The 20,160-nt window shown below is 61.1% G+C and carries 17 protein-coding genes; 6 read left to right on the top strand and 11 right to left on the bottom strand.

Annotated elements, in window-relative coordinates; genetic code table 11:
• Positions 1-109: 109 nt before the first annotated feature.
• A complete protein-coding gene (locus AC1RT4_RS16305; protein ID WP_007953066.1) occupies positions 110-2,038 on the top strand; it encodes a transglycosylase SLT domain-containing protein in 1,929 nt (642 codons plus the stop codon).
• A gap of 105 nt (positions 2,039-2,143) precedes the next feature.
• Here AC1RT4_RS16305 and AC1RT4_RS16310 read toward each other — a convergent pair whose 3' ends face one another.
• A complete protein-coding gene (locus AC1RT4_RS16310) occupies positions 2,144-3,925 on the bottom strand; it encodes an ABC transporter transmembrane domain-containing protein (protein ID WP_493086304.1) in 1,782 nt (593 codons plus the stop codon).
• Positions 3,926-4,197: 272 nt separating this feature from the next.
• Here AC1RT4_RS16310 and AC1RT4_RS16315 point away from each other — a divergent pair, with 272 nt between their 5' ends.
• On the top strand, positions 4,198-4,377 hold the full coding sequence (locus AC1RT4_RS16315; RefSeq protein WP_493086306.1) for a PA1571 family protein: 180 nt from the start codon (positions 4,198-4,200) through the stop codon (positions 4,375-4,377).
• Positions 4,378-4,434: 57 nt separating this feature from the next.
• Here the strand turns inward: AC1RT4_RS16315 and pdxB are convergent, their stop codons facing one another.
• Positions 4,435-5,577: a 4-phosphoerythronate dehydrogenase PdxB gene (gene pdxB / locus AC1RT4_RS16320; RefSeq protein WP_493086308.1), complete on the bottom strand. Its 1,143-nt coding sequence runs from the start codon at positions 5,575-5,577 to the stop codon at positions 4,435-4,437.
• Between the two features lie 178 nt (positions 5,578-5,755).
• Here pdxB and AC1RT4_RS16325 point away from each other — a divergent pair, with 178 nt between their 5' ends.
• Positions 5,756-7,165: an MATE family efflux transporter gene (locus tag AC1RT4_RS16325; protein ID WP_493086310.1), complete on the top strand. Its 1,410-nt coding sequence runs from the start codon at positions 5,756-5,758 to the stop codon at positions 7,163-7,165.
• Between the two features lie 50 nt (positions 7,166-7,215).
• Here the strand turns inward: AC1RT4_RS16325 and tusA are convergent, their stop codons facing one another.
• Both tusA and rlmM read right to left on the bottom strand, forming a co-directional pair.
• A complete protein-coding gene (tusA, locus tag AC1RT4_RS16330; RefSeq protein ID WP_007953079.1) occupies positions 7,216-7,467 on the bottom strand; it encodes a sulfurtransferase TusA in 252 nt (83 codons plus the stop codon).
• A gap of 65 nt (positions 7,468-7,532) precedes the next feature.
• A complete protein-coding gene (gene rlmM / locus AC1RT4_RS16335) occupies positions 7,533-8,606 on the bottom strand; it encodes a 23S rRNA (cytidine(2498)-2'-O)-methyltransferase RlmM (protein ID WP_493086312.1) in 1,074 nt (357 codons plus the stop codon).
• A gap of 222 nt (positions 8,607-8,828) precedes the next feature.
• On the opposite strand from rlmM, the gene acnA reads away from it, so the two are divergent.
• A complete protein-coding gene (gene acnA, locus AC1RT4_RS16340) occupies positions 8,829-11,570 on the top strand; it encodes an aconitate hydratase AcnA (RefSeq protein WP_493086314.1) in 2,742 nt (913 codons plus the stop codon).
• Between the two features lie 289 nt (positions 11,571-11,859).
• On the opposite strand, the gene AC1RT4_RS16345 is transcribed toward acnA, so the two are convergent.
• Positions 11,860-12,675: an aminoglycoside phosphotransferase family protein gene (locus AC1RT4_RS16345; RefSeq protein ID WP_493086316.1), complete on the bottom strand. Its 816-nt coding sequence runs from the start codon at positions 12,673-12,675 to the stop codon at positions 11,860-11,862.
• A complete protein-coding gene (locus tag AC1RT4_RS16350) occupies positions 12,668-13,156 on the bottom strand; it encodes an SRPBCC family protein (protein WP_007953087.1) in 489 nt (162 codons plus the stop codon). Before AC1RT4_RS16350 ends, AC1RT4_RS16345 begins: the two co-directional genes overlap by 8 nt.
• A 196-nt stretch (positions 13,157-13,352) precedes the next feature.
• On the opposite strand from AC1RT4_RS16350, the gene AC1RT4_RS16355 reads away from it, so the two are divergent.
• Both AC1RT4_RS16355 and AC1RT4_RS16360 read left to right on the top strand, forming a co-directional pair.
• Positions 13,353-14,270 (top strand): ADP-ribosylglycohydrolase family protein, encoded by a 918-nt coding sequence (locus AC1RT4_RS16355; protein ID WP_493086318.1) that lies wholly within the window; start codon positions 13,353-13,355, stop codon positions 14,268-14,270.
• A gap of 58 nt (positions 14,271-14,328) precedes the next feature.
• A complete protein-coding gene (locus tag AC1RT4_RS16360) occupies positions 14,329-14,733 on the top strand; it encodes a lysozyme inhibitor LprI family protein (RefSeq protein WP_493086320.1) in 405 nt (134 codons plus the stop codon).
• 48 nt (positions 14,734-14,781) lie between these two features.
• Here AC1RT4_RS16360 and peaD read toward each other — a convergent pair whose 3' ends face one another.
• The 5 genes from peaD to AC1RT4_RS16385 all read right to left on the bottom strand — a co-directional run bounded on the left by peaD (position 14,782) and on the right by AC1RT4_RS16385 (position 20,159).
• A complete protein-coding gene (gene peaD / locus AC1RT4_RS16365; protein ID WP_493086322.1) occupies positions 14,782-15,903 on the bottom strand; it encodes a quinohemoprotein amine dehydrogenase subunit beta in 1,122 nt (373 codons plus the stop codon).
• Positions 15,904-15,926: 23 nt separating this feature from the next.
• Positions 15,927-16,250 carry a quinohemoprotein amine dehydrogenase subunit gamma gene (qhpC, locus tag AC1RT4_RS16370; protein ID WP_008016081.1) on the bottom strand — a complete coding sequence of 108 codons (324 nt, stop codon included), beginning with the start codon at positions 16,248-16,250 and terminating at the stop codon, positions 15,927-15,929.
• 1 nt (position 16,251) lies between these two features.
• Complete coding sequence (gene peaB, locus AC1RT4_RS16375; protein ID WP_493086324.1) at positions 16,252-17,682, bottom strand: quinohemoprotein amine dehydrogenase maturation protein; 1,431 nt, start codon at positions 17,680-17,682, stop codon at positions 16,252-16,254.
• 94 nt (positions 17,683-17,776) lie between these two features.
• Positions 17,777-19,357, bottom strand: coding sequence for a quinohemoprotein amine dehydrogenase subunit alpha (gene peaA / locus AC1RT4_RS16380; protein ID WP_493086326.1), 1,581 nt, complete (start codon positions 19,355-19,357; stop codon positions 17,777-17,779).
• A gap of 604 nt (positions 19,358-19,961) precedes the next feature.
• On the bottom strand, positions 19,962-20,159 hold the full coding sequence (locus AC1RT4_RS16385) for a hypothetical protein (protein ID WP_493086328.1): 198 nt from the start codon (positions 20,157-20,159) through the stop codon (positions 19,962-19,964).
• Position 20,160 lies beyond the last annotated feature (1 nt).

Here is a 20,160-nt window from a genome sequence, read left to right on the forward strand (position 1 = left end):
TGCAAGGCCGGCAAAGCTTTCGCCCCCTGCTGGCAAAAGGCTAAGCTACAGACAATTCAGTGCGGGTTTTGGGCCGGCACTTGTCATGATTTCTCTGCCCGGATGTCTCATGCGCAGTCGCCTCTTCAGTGTTTTGTCATGTTTGCTGCTTTCCGCCGCTGCCGTTCAATCCGCCCAGGCGGTGGACCTGTCCACCCAACGCCAGTATTACGATGAAGCCAAGCGCGCCCTGGCCAAGGGCGACACCGGCCCGTATTTCCGTTACAGCCAGGCCCTCGCCGATTATCCGCTGGAGCCGTACCTGGCTTATGACGAGCTGACCGCCCGGCTGAAAACCGCGAGCAACGCGGAAATCGAAAAATTCCTCGCCGAGCACGGTGACCTGCCCCAGGCCAACTGGATGAAGTTGCGCTGGCTGCGCTGGCTGGCCGATCGCGGCGACTGGGCGACGTTCGTCAAGTATTACGACCCCAAGCTGAATTTCACCGAACTCGACTGCCTGAACGCGCAGTACCAGATCAGCCACAACAAGAAGGCCGAGGGCTACGCCAACGCCGAGAAGCTGTGGCTGACCGGCAAATCCCAGCCCGCCGCCTGTGATGCGCTGTTCGGCATGTGGGCCGCCGAGGGTCAGTTGACCGAACAGAAACGCTGGGAACGCGCCAAACTCGCCGCCCAACACCGCAACTATCCGCTGGCCAACAGTCTGGTCAACGGCCTGACCACCCTCGCCCCGCGCGGTCGCCTGCTGGTGGACGTGGCGCAGAAACCGGAACTGCTCAACCAGCCTTCGCGCTTCACGCCGGCCGATGAACCGATGTCCGACGTGGTCAGCCTGGGCCTGCGCCGCCTCGCGCGTCAGGACCCGGACAAGGCCATGGCCCTGCTCGACGGTTATGCCAGCAGTATGCATTTCTCCCGGGATGAAAAAGTCGCGATCGCCCGGGAAATCGGCCTGACCCTCGCTCGGCGTTTCGACAGCCGCGCGCTGGACGTGATGACCAAGTACGACCCGGAACTGCGCGACAACACCGTGTCCGAATGGCGCCTGCGCCTGCTGTTGCGCCTGGCGCGCTGGGACGACGCCTACCAACTGACCCGCCGCCTGCCGCAGGATCTGGCCACCACCAACCGCTGGCGCTACTGGCAGGCCCGCAGTCTGGAACTGGCGCAACCGCAAAATCCGGAAGCGCAGACGCTGTACAAGAATCTGTCGCGGGAGCGTGACTTCTACGGCTTCCTCGCCGCCGACCGCTCGCAGTCGCCGTATTCGCTGAACAACAAGCCGCTGGTGCTCAGTCAGGCGCTGATCAACAAGGTGCGCAACACCCCTGGCGTGCGCCGTGCGCTGGAGTTCCACGCCCGTGGGCAGATCGTCGACGGTCGCCGCGAGTGGTATCACGTCAGCCGGCATTTCAGCCGCGACGAAATGGTCGCCCAGGCGAAACTGGCCTACGACCTGAAATGGTACTTCCCGGCCATCCGCACCATCAGCCAGGCGCAGTACTGGGACGATCTGGACATCCGTTTCCCGATGGCCCACCGCGACACTCTGGTGCGCGAAGCCAAGGTGCGTGGCCTGCATTCGAGCTGGGTGTTCGCCATCACCCGTCAGGAAAGTGCGTTCATGGACGACGCCCGTTCCAGCGTCGGCGCCAGCGGCCTGATGCAACTGATGCCCGGCACCGCCAAGGAAACCGCGCGCAAGTTCAGCATTCCATTGGCCTCGCCACAGCAGGTGCTTGATCCGGATAAAAACATCCAGCTCGGCGCCGCTTACCTGAGCCAGGTACACAGCCAGTTCAACGGCAACCGCGTGCTCGCCTCCGCCGCCTACAACGCCGGCCCCGGCCGTGTGCGCCAGTGGCTGCGCGGCGCCGACCACCTGAGCTTCGACGTCTGGGTGGAAAGCATCCCGTTCGACGAAACCCGCCAGTACGTGCAGAACGTGCTGTCCTACTCGGTGATCTACGGACAGAAACTCAACTCGCCGCAACCGCTGGTGGACTGGCATGAGCGGTATTTCGACGATCAGTGATCGGGGCGCGTATCGCCGATAGATCGACGTAAACAAAAATGCCCGCATCGAGAGATGCGGGCATTTTTTATGGCGTTCTACTAGGTCGGTTACTTAGTCGGTTACTTAGTCGGTCGAAGCCTGATGACCATCACTGAACTGCAACGCCGCCAACCGCGCATACAACGGATTACTCGCAATCAACTCCTGATGCGTGCCGATCGCGACCAGTTTGCCCTGATCCATCACCGCGATCCGGTCGGCGTTTTTCACCGTGGCCAACCGGTGGGCGATCACCAGCGTGGTGCGGTTCTGCATCAGGCTCGGCAGCGCTTGCTGGATCAGGTGTTCGCTTTGGGCGTCGAGGGCGCTGGTGGCTTCGTCGAGCAGCAGGATCGGCGCGTCGACCAGCAGCGCCCGGGCGATGGCCAAGCGCTGGCGTTGGCCGCCTGACAGGCCGAGACCGCCGTCGCCCAGATGGGTCTGGTAACCGTCGGGCATCTGTTCGATGAAATCATGGGCGTGAGCGATTTTCGCGGCTTCCCGCACCTGCTCCAGCGTGGCGGTCGGGCAACCGTAGCGAATGTTCTCTTCGACACTGCCGAAGAACAGCGCCGGGGTTTGCGAGACCAGCGCGAAGCAGCGACGCAGGTCCAGAGGATCGAGGCTCGTCAGCGGCACGCCGTCGATCAGGATCCGCCCTTCCCGGGGATCGTAGAAACGCAGCAGCAAGTCATACACCGTGGACTTGCCCGCGCCGGACGGGCCGACGAGCGCGAGGGTTTCGCCGGCGTTGATCGTCAGACTCAAGCCTTCGACGGCGAGGCTTTCAGGACGCGAAGGGTAGGAAAAACGCACATCCTGCAACTCCAGCTCGCCTTTGACCCGTTCCGGCAGCGTCACCAATCCCGTAGTCGGTGGCTGGATGATGTTCTCCGAGCGCAGCAATTCGGCGATGCGCTCGGCGGCGCCGGCTGCTCGCTGCAACTCGCCTATCACTTCGCTCAACGTGCCAAACGCACTGCCGACGATCAGGCTGTAGAACACGAACGCCGCCAGTTCGCCCGCAGAAATCCGCCCGGCAATCACGTCCATGCCGCCGACCCACAACATTACCGCGACGGCGCCGAGCACCAGCACGATCACCAGCGTGATCAGCCAGGCCCGCTGGAAAATCCGTTTGCGCGCAGTCTCGAATGCCTGCTCGACGGTGCTGGCGAAACGCTGCTCATCCTGCACCTGATGGTTGTAGGCCTGCACGGTCTTGATCTGGCCAAGGGTTTCCGAGACGTAGCTGCCAATGTCGGCGATCCGGTCCTGACTCAGCCGGGAAAGGTTACGGACGCGACGGCCGAAAATCAGGATCGGCGCAATCACTAGCGGCAGCGCAATCACCACGATGCTGGTGAGCTTGGGGTTGGTGATGAACAACAACACCACACCGCCAATGACCATCAGCAGATTACGCAGGAACAGCGACAGCGACGAGCCGATCACCGATTGCAGCAGCGTGGTGTCAGCGGTCAGCCGCGACTGGATTTCCGAGCTGCGGTTGTCCTCGTAAAACCCGGGATGCAGGTACACCAGATGGTTGAACACCTGCCGACGGATGTCCGCCACCACGCGCTCGCCGATCCAGGACACCAGATAAAACCGCGCAAAGGTGCCGACCGCAAGACCGAACACCAACAGCATGAACAGGCCGATGGATTGGTTGAGCAGGTGCGGGGATTGAGTCATGAACCCTTGATCGACCAGCAACTTGATGCCCTGCCCCATCGACAAGGTGATGCCCGCCGTGACGATCAGTGCAAGCAGTGCGCCGAAGGCCGGCCAGCGATAGGGAGCAAGGAAATGACTGGTCAGGCGCAAGGCCCGGCGGTGCCGCGAGGAAAGCATCGGGATCATTCAGGTTCACGTCGTGTGCTGATTAATGGGGCCAGCCTACAGACTCATATGGGGCGGAGCTCTTTAAATCAACACTGTAAATCACAATGAGTCAGGTTAAATATGACCGGCAAGACTACCCCCTAGATGCTATTGGTCTAAGGTCCGGGTTGAGACAGACGGTCATTTCTGTTTGAGTGGAGATGCCGTTCCGGACCGACCGCAGGGAGTTGTCACAGCCTGGTCACCTGACGGTTTTAATCTAGGCACACAACCTGATGAGGAGACAGGCCATGTCCTTGCAAAACAGCAGCGAAGACAAGATTGAAGTGATCCGCACCAAGCCCGGCCAACCTCTGGGTTGCTCGATCATCGATGAACACGGGCGTGAAATCGAGATCACTGAAGACATGATCCAGGACGCCTGCCGCGAACTGGAACAGCGATTGGTCAAGCCTGCCGAACAAAAGTGATATCGCCACCGTCTTCCTGACCCGGCCCATGCAGGCCGGGTTTTTTCTGCCCGCTGTTTATACGGCCACAGCGCCCAGCGCGGTCACGATCTGGCGCAAGGCCGGCGAGTCGCCCTCGATCCGCACTTTCAAACCTTCGATCTCGCGTCGCGACGGATACTGTTTGCGCAGCAGATCAAACGCGGCACGTTGCTCACCGACGCTGCCCAGCAGCGTGCGACGGAAATCCGCATCGTCCCGGCGCGGGTCGTACACGCCACGGCACAACATCGCCAGCGCCCAGGCCGGATCGCTGTCGGCATGCAGGGAAACTTCCGACAACCAAGGCGCCGGCAGCAGATCACCGAGCTGAATGCTGGCGGGCTCACCGATAAATTCGCAGTACGCCTGATAGATCTGCGCCGTGCCGCGCTGTTTGCCATCGAGGCTGTAACCGGCGATGTGTGGCGTTGCCAGTACGCAGAGTTCGGCCAGCGCCACATCGACTTGCGGTTCGGCCTCCCAGACATCGAGCACCGCTTGCAGGTCTTCACGCTCCAGCAGCACTTCGCGCAACGCGGCGTTATCCACCACCGGACCGCGAGCCGCGTTGATCAGCCAGGCGCCGGGCTTGAGCTGCTGCAAACGCTGCTCGTCGAACAAATGCCAAGTCGCACCGTCGCCGCTGCGGGTCAGCGGGGTGTGCAGGCTGATCACGTCGCACTGCGCGATGATCTGCTCCAGGCTGACATAGTCGCCGCCCTCGGTCGCCTGACGTGGCGGATCGCAGACTTTCACGTTCCAGCCCAGCCCTTTCAGCACCTTGATCAGGCGACCGCCGACTTCACCGGCACCGATTACACCGTAAGTGCGTTCACGCAAATCGACGCCTTCGATTTCGGCCAGGGTCATCAGGCTGCCAAGTACGTAATCGACCACGCCCCGGGCATTGCAGCCGGGCGCGCTGGACCAGGTGATCCCGGCCTCGTTGAAGTAATCGAGATCCAGATGATCGGTGCCGATGGTGCAGGTGCCGACAAAACGCACCTTGCTGCCTTCAAGCAGTGCGCGGTTGACGTTGGTCACCGAGCGCACCAGCAATACATCGGCCTGTTCGACCGTGGCCCGGTCGATGGAACGACCCGGCACCCGGCGGATCTCGCCGAAACCGGCAAAAAAGGCATCGAGCAGCGGGATATTTTCGTCGGCAACAATCAGCATGGCGGGGCTCCTTGGGCGGATCGGCAGTGTAGGCGCTGGGACTGCGATGAGCCAGCAGGCTTTGATTCTTGATAAGGCGCGGCGATTACAAATACGCAACAGAGGATTTTTCCTGACCATAACGTCAGCGGCGTAGAATGCCCGGCCTTGCGCATCAACCCCTGTGGACGCTTTGCCTGTGAATTCCGTGACTGACCGCCCTGCTGCCCTTTCCCTCAACCGCCCTGCCCGGGTTCGCCTGGAGCTGAAGAATCTGCTCGGCCTGGCCCTGCCGATCATGATCGCGCAACTGGCAACCACCGCCATGGGCTTCGTCGATGCGGTGATGGCCGGGCGCGTCGGGCCCAAGGATCTCGCGGCCGTGGCGCTGGGCAACTCGATCTGGGTGCCGGTGTTCCTGCTGATGACCGGCACCCTGCTGGCCACCACGCCGAAAGTCGCCCAGCGCTTCGGCGCCGGCACCCACAGCGAAATCGGCCCGATCGTGCGTCAGGCCCTGTGGCTGGCTCTGGTAGTCGGACTGATGGCGACCGGCATGCTGTTCAGCGCCGAACCAATCCTGCACCTGATGAAAGTCGATCCGGAACTGATCGGCCCGTGCATGCAGTACCTGCACGGTATCGCCAGCGGCCTGCCAGCGGTGGCCTTCTACCATGTGCTGCGCTGCACCAGTGACGGCCTCGGTCGCACCCGCCCGGCGATGGTGCTGGGCCTGTGCGGTCTGGCGCTGAACATCCCGCTGAACTACGTGTTCATTTATGGCCACTTCGGCGTGCCGGCCATGGGCGGCGTCGGCTGCGGCTGGGCTACAGCCATCGTGATGTGGGTGATGGCACTGGGTCTGGCCGGTTATGAGCGCTGGGCGCCGGCCTACAAGTCGAGCGAACTGTTCAGCCGTTTCGACTGGCCACAATGGGCGGTGATCAAGCGCTTGTTGGCCATCGGTCTGCCGATCGGTGTTGCGGTGTTCGCCGAGTCGAGCATCTTCGCGGTGATCGCGCTGCTGATCGGCAGCCTCGGCGCCACCGTGGTGGCCGGGCACCAGATCGCGCTGAACGTCAGCTCGCTGGTGTTCATGATTCCGTACTCGCTGGGCATGGCCGTGACCGTGCGGGTCGGCCAGGCTCTGGGCCGTGAAGAACCTCGCGAAGCGCGTTTCGCTGCCGGTGTCGGCATGGGCACTGCGCTGGCCTACGCCTGCCTGTCGGCGAGCATGATGCTGTTGATGCGCGAGCACATTGCAGCGATTTACACCTCCGATCCGATGGTGATTCACATCGCGGCGATGCTGATCGTGTACTCGGCGCTGTTCCAGTTCTCAGACGCGATCCAAGTCACCGCCGCCGGCGCCCTGCGCGGTTATCAGGACACCCGGGTGACGATGATCCTGACCCTGTTCGCCTATTGGGGCATCGGCCTGCCGGTGGGTTACGCCCTCGGCCTGACCGACTGGCTCGGCGAGCCACGCGGCCCGAGCGGCCTGTGGGAAGGCCTGATCGTCGGCCTGAGCTGCGCGGCGCTGATGCTGTCGATCCGCCTGACGCGCAGTGCGCGCAAACGTATTCGCATCAGCCGCTCGATGGGCTGATCGGCCATAAAAAAAGACCTGCACATGCAGGTCTTTTTTTTGCCTTCCAATCAACCGGACTTCTTGCGAATCCAGTACAGATAGGTCCCGGCTTCTTCGTGCTGCCCCACCAGTTCATGGTCGAGAAACACGCAAAACTTGGGGATGTCGCGGCGGGTCGACGGGTCGGTGGCGATCACCTTGAGCAGGCCGCCAGGCACCAGGTCACGGATGTGCTGGTGCAGCATCATCACCGGCTCCGGGCAATTGAGACCCGTAGCGTCGAGGGTGCCGTCGACCGGCGTATCAATCATTTCACTCATGATTCACTCCTGAAACTGGCCGGCATTGTCGCCCAATGCCGGGTGTTCGGTCACCTGTCGCGCGCTCAGCGGGCTTTGGTTTTCTTCACGTCATGGCGGCGCAAATGGCAGGTCACTTCCTCACGGTCGTGGTACAGCTGTTTGCAGCCGATGTCGACCTTGATTCCACGGGCCTTGAAACCGTCGGCGATGCGTTCGAGCAGGCGCTTCACTTCGGCGTAACGCTGCTTCATCGGCAACTTGAGGTTGACCACCGCTTCCCGGCAATGACCCTCGCCGATCCACTCTTCGAGCATCGCGGCGTTGCGCGCCGGTTTCTCGACGATGTCGCAGACCATCCAGTCCACCGGTTGCTTCGGTTTGAAAGTGAAGCCGTCAGCCATCAAGTGCTGCACCAGACCGGTGTCCATCAGGCTTTCGGCCATCGGGCCGTTGTCGATGGCGGTCACCAGCATGCCGCGATTGACCAGTTGCCAGGTCCAGCCGCCCGGCGCCGCGCCGAGGTCGACGCCGGTCATGTCGCTGTGCAGGCGATCTTCCCACTGATCGCGGGGGATGAAGTGGTGCCAGGCCTCTTCCAGCTTCAGGGTCGAACGGCTCGGCGCCTCGCGCGGGAACTTCAGGCGCGGAATGCCCATCGGCCACATCGCCGAGTTACCGGCGTCGGCCAGACCGAGGAATACCTCACGGCCGCTCTTGAAGGTCAGCAGCAGGCGCGGCTTGCTGGCGTCCTCCACCAGTTTGCCGGCACCGGTCAGGGCCTTGCGCAGCGGGCCTTCGAACTTCTTGCAGAAGTTCGACAGTTCCTTGCCGTCGTTGGTGTCGACGACTTCCAGCCACAGGCTGCCACAGACCGGGAATTCAGCCATGTGCGCGAGAATCACGCTGATGCGGTCGGCTTCCGGCAGATCGATGAAAAACCCGCGCGCCCACTGGCGCGGGAAGATCAGCTCGGCGAAACGCTGACCGCGCATCAGGCGTTCGGCGCCGTCTTCTTCGGTGCAGACGAACTCGGCGCAAGCGGTCGCCGGTTTGGCCTTGGCGTAGCCGGCCACGTTGAGTTGGGCGGCGAGGTCGGAAATCTCCGAGCAGACTTCGCCTTCGAAGCCTGGCCGGCAATGCATGAATAGGGTGTTCATTCTTACTCCTGGGCAGAGGGCGATCATTCATCCCCTGCGCGATGCCCAGACCCTGCGTTGAAGCAAAGCCTGTCACGAAAACCGGCGCATGATAGCCCATGTCGGAACCTTGGTTCTGTCCATAGAGTCCAGTTATTAGCCAGCTACCTAAAACAGGGCTAGGTTTAAAGCTCTATTCGTCCCCTCTATCCGTAGCCGTGCGGATTCAAAGGAGTGATCGTAATGCCGTCCCTCGATAGTCTGAAGTCTCTTAAAACACTTAAAGTCGATGACAAGACTTACCACTATTTCAGCCTGCCGGATGCCGCCAAGACCTTGGGCGATCTCGACAAGCTGCCGATGTCGCTGAAAGTCCTGCTGGAAAACCTGCTGCGCTGGGAAGATGAAAAAACCGTCACCGGCGCCGACCTCAAGGCCATTGCCGCGTGGCTCAAGGAGCGCCGCTCTGACCGGGAAATCCAGTACCGCCCTGCCCGCGTGCTGATGCAGGACTTTACCGGCGTACCGGCCGTGGTCGATCTGGCCGCGATGCGCGCCGCCATGGCCAAGGCCGGCGGTGATCCGCAACGAATCAACCCGCTGTCGCCGGTGGATCTGGTGATCGACCACTCGGTGATGGTCGACAAATTCGCCAGCGCCAGCGCCTTCGAACAGAACGTCGACATCGAAATGCAGCGCAACGGCGAACGCTACGCCTTCCTGCGCTGGGGCCAGAGTGCCTTCGACAATTTCAGCGTGGTGCCGCCGGGCACCGGGATCTGTCACCAGGTCAACCTCGAATACCTCGGCCGCACCGTGTGGACCAAGGATGAAGACGGCCGCACCTATGCCTTCCCCGACACGCTGGTCGGCACCGACTCCCACACCACCATGATCAATGGCCTCGGCGTACTCGGCTGGGGCGTCGGCGGAATCGAGGCGGAAGCCGCGATGCTCGGGCAACCGGTGTCGATGCTGATTCCGGAAGTGATCGGTTTCAAACTCACCGGCAAGCTCAAGGAAGGCATCACCGCCACCGATCTGGTGCTGACCGTGACCCAGATGCTGCGCAAGAAAGGCGTGGTCGGCAAATTCGTCGAGTTCTATGGCGACGGCCTCGCCGACCTACCGCTGGCCGACCGCGCGACCATCGCCAACATGGCCCCGGAATATGGCGCGACCTGCGGCTTCTTCCCGGTGGATGACGTGACCCTCGACTACCTGCGCCTGTCCGGCCGTCCGCCTGAAGTGGTGAAATTGGTCGAGGCCTACACCAAGGCTCAGGGCCTGTGGCGCCTGCCCGGTCAGGAACCGGTGTTCACCGACAGCCTGGCGCTGGACATGGGCAGCGTCGAAGCCAGCCTGGCCGGGCCGAAACGCCCACAGGATCGCGTCTCGCTGCCGAATGTCGGCCAGGCGTTCAGCGACTTCCTCGACTTGCAGTTCAAACCCGTCAGCAAGGATGAAGGGCGTCTGGAAAGCGAAGGCGGCGGTGGCGTGGCGGTGGGCAATGCCGATCTGGTCGGCGAAACCGACTACGAGTACGACGGCCACACCTATCGCCTGAAAAACGGTGCCGTGGTGATTGCCGCAATCACCTCCTGCACCAACACCTCCAACCCGAGCGTGATGATGGCTGCCGGCCTGCTGGCGAAAAAAGCCGTTGAAAAGGGCCTGACCCGCAAGCCGTGGGTAAAGAGTTCGCTGGCACCGGGTTCGAAAGTCGTCACCGATTACTACAAGGCCGCCGGGTTGACGCAGTATCTCGACCAGCTCGGTTTTTCGCTGGTCGGTTACGGCTGCACCACTTGCATCGGCAACTCCGGCCCGCTGCCTGAACCGATCGAAAAAGCCATCCAGAAAGCCGATCTGACCGTGGCCTCAGTCTTGTCCGGCAACCGCAATTTCGAAGGCCGAGTGCATCCATTGGTAAAAACCAACTGGCTGGCCTCGCCGCCGCTGGTGGTCGCCTATGCCCTGGCCGGCAGTGTGCGCACCGACATCAGCAGCGAACCACTGGGCAACGACCAGCAGGGCAATCCGGTTTACCTGCGTGACATCTGGCCGAGCAGCAAGGAAATCGCCGACGCGGTGAATCAGGTCAACACGGCGATGTTCCACAAGGAATACGCCGAGGTGTTCGCCGGTGACGAACAGTGGCAAGCCATCGAAGTGCCGCAAGCCGCGACCTACGTCTGGCAGGCGGATTCGACTTACATCCAGCATCCGCCGTTCTTCGATGACATTGCCGGGCCATTGCCGGTGATCGCTGATGTGAAAGGTGCGCGAGTGCTGGCTTTGCTGGGTGATTCGGTGACCACTGACCACATCTCCCCCGCCGGCAACATCAAGGCCGACAGCCCGGCCGGGCGTTACCTGCGCGAGCAAGGCGTCGAGCCACGGGACTTCAACTCCTACGGCTCGCGCCGGGGTAACCACGAAGTGATGATGCGCGGCACTTTCGCCAACATCCGTATCCGCAACGAAATGCTCGGCGGCGAGGAAGGTGGCAACACGATCTACATTCCGACCGGCGAAAAGCTGGCGATCTACGACGCGGCCATGCGTTATCAGGCCTCGGGCACGCCGCTGGTGGTGATTGCCGGGCAAGAATACGGCACCGGTTCCAGCCGCGACTGGGCCGCCAAGGGCACCAACCTGCTCGGAGTAAAAGCGGTGATCGCCGAAAGCTTCGAGCGCATCCACCGTTCCAATCTGGTGGGCATGGGCGTACTGCCGTTGCAGTTCAAGCTGGATCAGAACCGCAAGAGCCTGAACCTCACCGGCAAGGAAACCCTGGATATTCAGGGCCTGAGCGGTGTCGAGCTGACGCCACGGATGAACCTGACCCTGGTCATCACCCGTGAAAACGGGCGTCAGGAGAAAATTGAAGTGCTGTGCCGCATCGACACCTTGAACGAGGTGGAGTACTTCAAGTCCGGCGGGATCCTGCATTACGTGTTGCGCCAGTTGATCGCCTCGTAAAACCTGCAGATGCAGAAACACCGCCAATCGGCGGTGTTTCTGTTTGAGCACGGCACTTTTATGCAGACGAAAAAAAACCCGCCGAAGCGGGTTTTTCCCAAGACCATTATCGACTCCCTGTCGGCAGCGATCCTTGCTAATGGTCGATCATCCGTGATCCTGAAACACTCCCTGTGCTTCAGTTGATGAGGCTAGATTACGCTGTGGATCCAATCGGCAATAGTCGAAATAGCTACCATCGCGTGTAAGACATTCGCCATAGCGGGCCTTCCGAAAATCCTTAGACTTGTCAGGCATCGAGCGCAGAAGCCGCCAGTTGCGCGACTTTCAGCTGTCCTTTTGCCGCAGTTTGCTCGTCATCCTCCATGAACCACGCGGCAGACAGTCCGGCGAACGCCAGTACCCATTGCAGCAGGCGTTTTCGCTCGATTGCCGCTGCCTCGCAGATCACGTCGACTTGGCGCCGAAAGCGCTCGGGATCGGTGGCCGTCGGCAATTCCGGGTTGCAGATCAGGTTGGCGTAGTCGTAACCGCGCTCGCCCCGCACCCGCTTGGGGTCGATGGCCAGCCAGCCTCGTGGGCCGAAATCGAGGACGTTGTCGTGGTGCATGTCGCCGTGCAGCACCACTACGTCCTGCGGCTCGGCGAGCAAGGCCTGGGCGGTTTGCAGGCATTCGGCGTATTGGCCGCCGTATCGGGTCGTGGCCATTCTTAATGATGCAAACCACGGTGCCAGTTCCACCAACGGCGGTGGCGGCGTCGGTCGCGGTGCGTGCAGCCGCGCCAGCGCTCGGCACATGATCCGCGTGGCCTCGTCGTCTTCGCCGTTGAGCGCCATGTGCATCAGGGAACGCTGGCCCATCGCCCGCTCCAGCAACAGGCCTTCCTCGTGATGAGCGAGCACCCGGGCGGCGCCGTCACCGTCCCACCAGGTCATCAACAGGTTGCCGTACTTTTCCTCGTCATCCACCGCGACTTTCAGCATTGCCGGCACATCGCCCTGACGCACCGGCATCAGGCGGCTGCCCGGGGTGATGATCGGCTCGCCGTCCGACGCCAGCGCCCAGCGTTCCAGCCACGGCGTGAACAGGTCACGATCAGCCACCCTCACGCTCGCGGGCCCGGTCGCTCTCCGTGAGGAAGTGTTCAAGTCGACTCAACTGTTCCTCCCAGCCCCGGCTGTCCATGTAGTAGGCCTCTTTCTGGCGCACGTCGGGAATGTGTGCGAAACCTGACTCGGAGACTTTCAGCAACGTGCCGTTCTCGTAGTCCTGCAGTTCGAATTTGACCAGGGTGGTCGGCTCCTGGGAATAGTCGATTTTCGGGTTCACCGCATACGGATGCCAGCGGAAGGAGAACAGTTGCTGCGGCTCGACCCGCTCCACCAACACGTTCCAGAGCACATGTTCATAACCGGGGTACGTCACCTGCCCCTGCGTCCATTCGCCCGCGATAAACCGCCGGCCCTCCAGCGCAACGCCGAACCACTGGCCGAACGCCTCGGCATCGACCAAGGCGCGCCAGACATGGGAGCGCGGCGACCTGAGCATGATCTTACGTTCAAAGCTGTTGGGTACTGGTTTCATACGTCACCTCCTGTTTTGAACAGTAGGCTTGTATGACCACATGTCCAATCCGAAGTTGTATCAATCCAGTGCAACGGTCGGATCTGATTGAAATATCCGGCAGTATTTCAGGGCGCCGGTTCGTCAGAATGCGCACGGATCAGCGCGGCGAAACTGATAACGTTCGCAGCGAACTGAACGACACAAGGACGTCATCATGCAGCCCTCCCTCCCCGAACGTTACCGTGGCGCCCTGCTCGGCCTGGCCTGCGGCGATGCCGTGGGAACCACCGTCGAATTCCAGCCGCGCGGCAGCTTCCAGCCCCTGACCGACATGGTCGGTGGCGGGCCGTTTCGCCTGAAGCCCGGACAATGGACCGACGACACCTCGATGGCGTTGTGCCTGGCAGAAAGTCTGCTGAACAAAAACGGCTTCGATGCCGCTGACCAGATGGGCCGCTATCTGAACTGGTGGCAATGGGGTTATCTGAGTTCAACCGGCGAATGTTTCGATATCGGCATGACCGTGAGTCAGGCGCTGGATCGCTATCAACACACCGGAGAGCCGTTTGCCGGCTCCACTGACCCCTACAGCGCCGGCAATGGCTCATTGATGCGCCTGGTGCCCGTGGTTCTGTTTTATTTTCCCGATGCCCGGCAAATCAGGCGATTTGCCGCCGACAGTTCACGTACCACGCACGCGGCGCCCGAAGCCGTTGAATGTTGCCAGCTGTTTGCCCAACTGCTCGGCAAGGCCCTGGAAGGCGCATCGAAATCGGAACTGCGCACCCTGCCGCCAACAGCCTTCAGCCAGCCCAAGGTGGCGGCGATTGCCCGGGGCGAGTACCTGCACAAGACCGAACGCGACATTCGCGGCAGTGGCTATTGCGTCGAATCCCTGGAAGCGGCGTTATGGTGCTTCCAGCACACCGACAGTTATGCCGCGGCCGTCCTGCAAGCGGCGAATCTGGGCGATGACGCGGACACCACGGCTGCCATCGTCGGCCAGTTGGCCGGCGCCCATTATGGTGTGCAGGGAATCCCGTTCGGGTGGTTGGAAAAACTACATGACGGAGAAGAAATTGCCGCGACAGCGGAGCGGTTGCTCAACGCATCGAGGCAGCATAAATCCTGATGGCGCCACGAAGTCGCTAAACTGCCCGGCACGTTCATTCATCAAAGCGAGATGACTCATGTCCCCACGCCTGCTTCTGGCCCTGACACCTTTTCTTTTTATCTCCGTTGCTCACGCTGCCGTGGACTGCGCCAATGCCAGCGATCAGGCGACGATGAATCAGTGCGCCGCGCAGGAAAACAAGGCGGCGGACAAGGAGTTGAATGCCGTTTATCAACAGATCACTGCTCGGTTGAAGGACAACCCTGATGGCAAGAAACTGCTGGTGAGCGCGCAACGGGCGTGGATTGGCTTTCGTGATGCCGAGTGCAAGTTTTCGGCATCCGGCGTGGCAGGCGGGAGTGTTTATCCGTTGATCTACAACAATTGCATCGCATCGGTGACGAAGACGCGAACCGAGGCGCTCAAGCAGTATTTGAAATGTGAGGAAGGTGACATGAGCTGCCCGGTGCCCGGGGCCTGATTTTCAGTACCTGAGCTGCCACCGCAGCGGCAGCTCAGGCACTGTCCGTTACCGGACGAAGATCTGCGCCGTGGTAATCGCCATATCCCCACCCGGCAATTTGATGCTGCCGGTCTGTTTCATGGTCTCGGCATCAAAGATCGCCACATCGTTGAAGGTCCCGGCCAGATAGATCTTGCTGCCGTCCTTGTTGAACGAAATGCAGTAGTAGGAATGATCCAGTGTCGCCGCCTGAATCAGCTTTTTCTGCTTGATGTCGTACTTGGCCAGACGATTGAGCACACCGAACATCAGGTTCGGATCCTTCGGCGAGCGCATGCCGCTGAAGTAGATCTCGGTCAAAGGCCCGAAATCGGTGGTCTCGGTCTTGCCGGTTTTCAGATCGACGCTGAACAAGCCGTACAGGTATTCGGCCGTGGCCGGATCCTGCTTCTTGTCCTTGAACTTGGCGGCGGTGTACAGCAGCGAAAAGTCATGGCGGTAAGTCTGCTGATTCCACACGTAAAGCACGTCCGGCGCGCTGTAGTTCGGGCGTTTCCAGTGACGACTGGGGATCAGCACGTCGAACTTGCCGCTTTTCACATCGACCTTGTACACATCAGCGCCGGCGACGTAGAGCGTGCCGTCATCGCCGCTCTGCATGATCGTCAACTGCCGTGGCGCCGGGAAGCTGCGCACTGGTTTGGCGTCCATCCCGGCGTCGGTGGCGTACACGTCCAGACGCGGCTGTTTGACCTCGTAGCGGTCGTTGAGCATTTGGGTCGGGTTGGCGATGGTGTACAGCTCCTTGCCGTCATGGCTGACGGTGAAAGCGAACATCGACCGTGCCTTCTCCCCCGGTTGCTGGGTGATGCTGGCGTGGAACACCTGCTTGCAGCTGTCCAGTTCGACACCGTAGACATCGGCGTAATGGTTGTTCAGCACGTACGCGGTCTTGCGATCCGGCGAAAGCTGCACGGTGCCCGGGCCAAAAGCGTCGGGCATCTTGCAGGTCTTGTACAGGCTGTCGGTCGCCAGATCGATGACGTGCAGGTTGTTCGGGTAGTTGGTGGTCAACATGTACTCGTGACCGTCTTGCAGCGCGGTGTTTTCATCGGCCAGAACCGGGAGCGAACAGGCGCTCAGGACCGCGAGTGCGGCAAGGCCGCAGGCTTTGTTGAGGCTAGGCATGCTGGAATCCTTCTTCTTAGGGATCACTTGTCTTTCGGGAAGACAGTGCCGAGGTTGCGCCAGTTGTCGTTGGACGCCTGGGCATCCTTGTTCCAGTCCGGGTAGGTGCTCATCATGTCCGGCACCTGGGCCGGCCACCAGCACGGATCGGAGCAGCCGTAGAGGTCAGCTTCCATCGGCTGGCACAGCGACGATACCCCGCCGAACGCATCGATTTCCCAGCCTGGGTCGGTGGTCGAGGCGCAGCCGGCAACGGAGCTCATCGCCACCACCTCTTCGATGCGGTTCTCGTCCGCGGCCTGATCCAGCTTCAACGCTTTGTTATTGATTGCCTTGAGATGTTTCATATCAGTGAGCCTTGCGCGGAGTGATGTAGCTGCTGATGAACGCAGGGTTGTGGGCCATGATCCGGGTGTAGACCTCGATGCCGAAGTCGACCCAGTCACGCATCAGTTCGCAGTAGTGATAAGTCGGGTGGGCCGGATCGCCGTAGCGGGCATAGCTCTCGTGGTAGCAGCCGCCGGAACAGAGGTTGCGGATCTGACAGTCATGGCAACCGGTGTTGGTGCGATCCAGGCGCTGGGACAGGAAGTCGTTCAACTCGACCTGTTTAACGCCACTGTGGACGTTGCCGAAGGTCGGCAGCGACGAGCCGGTGAAGCGATGGCACAGGTTCAGTTCGCCCTTGTGATCCACCGCCAGCATCTTCAATCCGGCGCCGCACGGCAGGGCCTTTTTGTGGCCTTCGTGGATGTCGGTGATCAACTGATGCAGGTTGGAGAAACCGATATTGCGGTGTTCCAGCGCAGCCTCCAGATAACGCCGGCCGAGGCGTTTCATGCTGGCGAACACTTCGATCAATTCGTCAGTGGTCAGGTTGAAGCTGCTGATATCGCCGGACGTCACCGGAGCAAATCCGACCTCGGCAAACCCCAACTCGTTGAACAGGTGATCCCAAATGGTTTCAACGTCGGTAACGCCGGTGGTCAGGGTCACCCGCGCACCGACCGGACGGCTGTTGTAGCGCGACAGCAGCATTTCGGCCTTGCGCCGCACCACGTCATAGGTGCCCTGCCCGCCCACGGTGATGCGGTTGCGGTCGTGCACGGTTTTCGGCCCGTCGATGCTCACTGACAGCCCGAAACGGTGGGCATTGAGATAGTCCACGGTTTCTTCGGTGAGCAGCGTGGCGTTGGTGGTCATTACGAATTCGACGAACTTGCCGGCCTCGGCAAACCGCTTCTCGCAGTAATCGACCATATACTCGATCAGCTTGCGATTGCTCAGCGGTTCGCCGCCGAAAAATACCACGGTGAACCGTTCTTCGTCGGGAGACTCACGCAGCAGCATTTCCACCGACGCGATGGCGGTTTCGACATCCATCTTCTTGCCGGCGGACGGCTTGTCGAGGTCTTCCTTGTAGCAGTAGGTGCAGCTCAGGTTGCAGCCGGTGTTGACGTTGAGCACCACGGTGTTGATCGCCGTGCGCTCGACGCGTTTAACCGCGATGTCCGGGGTCAGCGGCGAGCCGTCGCTGACCAGTTCCAGCGAGATCAGCTCGCGCAGGGTCTCGTTGATTTCCTCGCCGTTGAACCGCGCGCCGAGGCGCTGGATCAGGTCCTCCGAGGAGCAGCCCGGGCCGCGCAACGCATCGATGATGGTGCCGGTCAGTTCATCGCTGGCGAACAGCGAACTGCTGGGGATGTGGAACAGCATGCGGTCGGCGTCGACGTGCACTTCGTGCAGATTACGTTCGACCAGATTCAAGATAGCGCCCATTGCAAACCTCCTGTGCAAGCCCCGTTTGGGGGACTTGCTGTCATTCCGAAAAGTGTCTGAATCGCTGTCGCTCAGCTCAACTCACGTTTCAACATCAGGGAATGGGTGGATTGTTCCAGCGTTGCACGGTGACGATCAGGTGGCCTTCGCCGGTCAGGGATTTCCCTGCGTCGTCGACGGCGGCGATCACCTTGAGGTTGCCGGCATTGTTGGTGGACATCTTGCGTGCCGGATTCGGCCCGGCATCGCCCGGAGTGAACACGCCCGCGTCAGCCTGCATGGTGCCGGCGAACTTGACGTCCTCGTCCTCTTTGGCGCGCTCGTCGAAGGCTTCGACTTTCCATTGCGCCGGGAACACGCCGATGCGATACGGCTTGCCGTCGGCACCCTTGCCCCAGGCTTCGGCATCGAAGCGGCCCTGGACTTTCGGCGTCGAACCGCCGCCCTCGCCGATCCGTGCCACCGAGAATTCCGGCACCACTTTGACCGAGGCAATCTTGCTGTACACCGACAGGCTCGGGCCTTTCAGGCTGCCGACGCTGACCGCGCGCAGGCCCGGCTGGGCATTGACTGCCGCTTTGACTTTGACCTTGATCCGGTCGGCGTTCTGCTCGACCACTTCGACTACGTCCACGCCTTTGCCGAAGTTCGGCTTGCCGCTCAGACCGCTGCCGATCAGGGTCACTTCGGATTCGCTGCCGGCCTTCACATAACCTGGCTGCACCGCCAGCAAGCGCTGCGAACCCTGTTTGGCAGCGACGAAGTCCAGGCCACGCTCATCGTGCTCGGCCTCGAACATCCGGCCCTGCATGGCGTTGCCTTGTGCGGCGAACACCTGACGCATGGTCACGCCATCGACGGTCACGTTACCGCGCCATTCGTAACCGCTGTAGAGGATCGCGCTGCCGTCGCCGTTGAACGGTCTGCCATCGGCGTACTGACCTTTGACGACGACCTTGAAGGTGTCACTGCCATCGGCGGTGACGCTCATGGTGCCGGCCAGTTCACCCTTGCCTGGCAGGTGACCGCTGAAACTCCAGTCGCCGACCAAAGCTTCGGCTTTCGGTGCGGTTTTGATCCAGGACTGCCACGCCGGGTTATCCAGCGGATAACGCTTGGCCAGCAGCGGGACCATTTCCTTGCGGGCAATATCGAACCAGTCACGATCGCGGGACATGGCCTGATACTCCAGCGACGGCCATTGACCGAGGTGGAAATTCACCAGACGTTCCCATTCCTGAGCCGGACGCCGTTGCAGGGCGATCCGCGCACCGGAGTGGCAGCGTCCGCACATCTGCGCGGTTTTCTCGTCGAACTGCTCGACGGTGTTCAACCGCCGCTCCAGCGCGTAACGCACGCCATCGGTTTCGCTGGGCGCCAGGCCCTGGGTGTCGGCGAGGTATTTGACCAGCGTGCGACGGTCGTCATCGCTGATCTGCAAACCGTGCATGGTCTGCATCCGGGCGATGCTCATCAACCAGCCTTCCGGGGTCTTGCGCTGGTGGCTGATGCGGCTCAACTGGTCGCCGGCTTCAGGGGTGTGACAGCCCTGGCAGGTTTCCTTGAGGATGGTCTGGGCATCGCGGGCTGCCAGGCTGTACGGCGAATGCAGGGCCACGCAAGCGGCCACGGCCAGCAGGCTGGCGCTCATGCCTGATCGGAGTTTTCTCTTCATCAACGTCGAACCTCGCACGGTGCTTTCTTATTGTTGTGGCTTATCGTTTTTATGGTTTCTGCCGTTCGTGGCGATGCACGAACGGAGGCAAGCGAAACGTCTGCTGTGAGCAATACACGGAGCGTGCCAGCTTGCCGATAAGCTTTTCAATCAAGCAGTTACGTGAAGATCAAGGCGAAGTGGCGGTGCCGGCGGTGCTTACCGGCGTCCAATTTCGCGACAGCTGTTGCAGTCTGAGACAAGCATAGTTGTTGCGGCGTCGGCGACATTGCGTCGCGCGACAGATGACCCGGAGCTGGCAGCATCCCCCATGAAAAAACTCCAGGAGAGCGACGTCTGCCGAACCCACACGAAAACAAGCCCCGCCAATGACGGGGCTCTTGTACTGGCTTGTTTACCCGCGCCTAGCGAACGGAATTGTCCGGGTGAACCTTGTAACGCCCACAATGGTTGCAAACCATCGAGCATTCACAGTGGGCGCCGGCCTTGGCTGCCAATGCCGCGGAATCACGCTGGGCCGCTTGAATTCGACGATCCCGGTGATACCCATACGCGAGCAGCAAACTGACACCCATGCACCACAGCCCCACAATTAAAGCCGCCATCATTTCCCCTCCATCATGGCAACACCGAATGAGGTAACGATTACGAAAAAACTGGTTGAAGCCATCCACGCACCTGCCCGAATCGTATCGACATTGGTCAAGTCGCCAATCAACAGCGCCGCAATCCCCGTCACCAGAAATCCGGTCCCTACGCCCATCGTAAAATTGGTTAGCCATCGAATGGTTAAGTTGTTCATC

The organism is Pseudomonas sp. GW821-FHT11D10 (assembly GCF_058808435.1).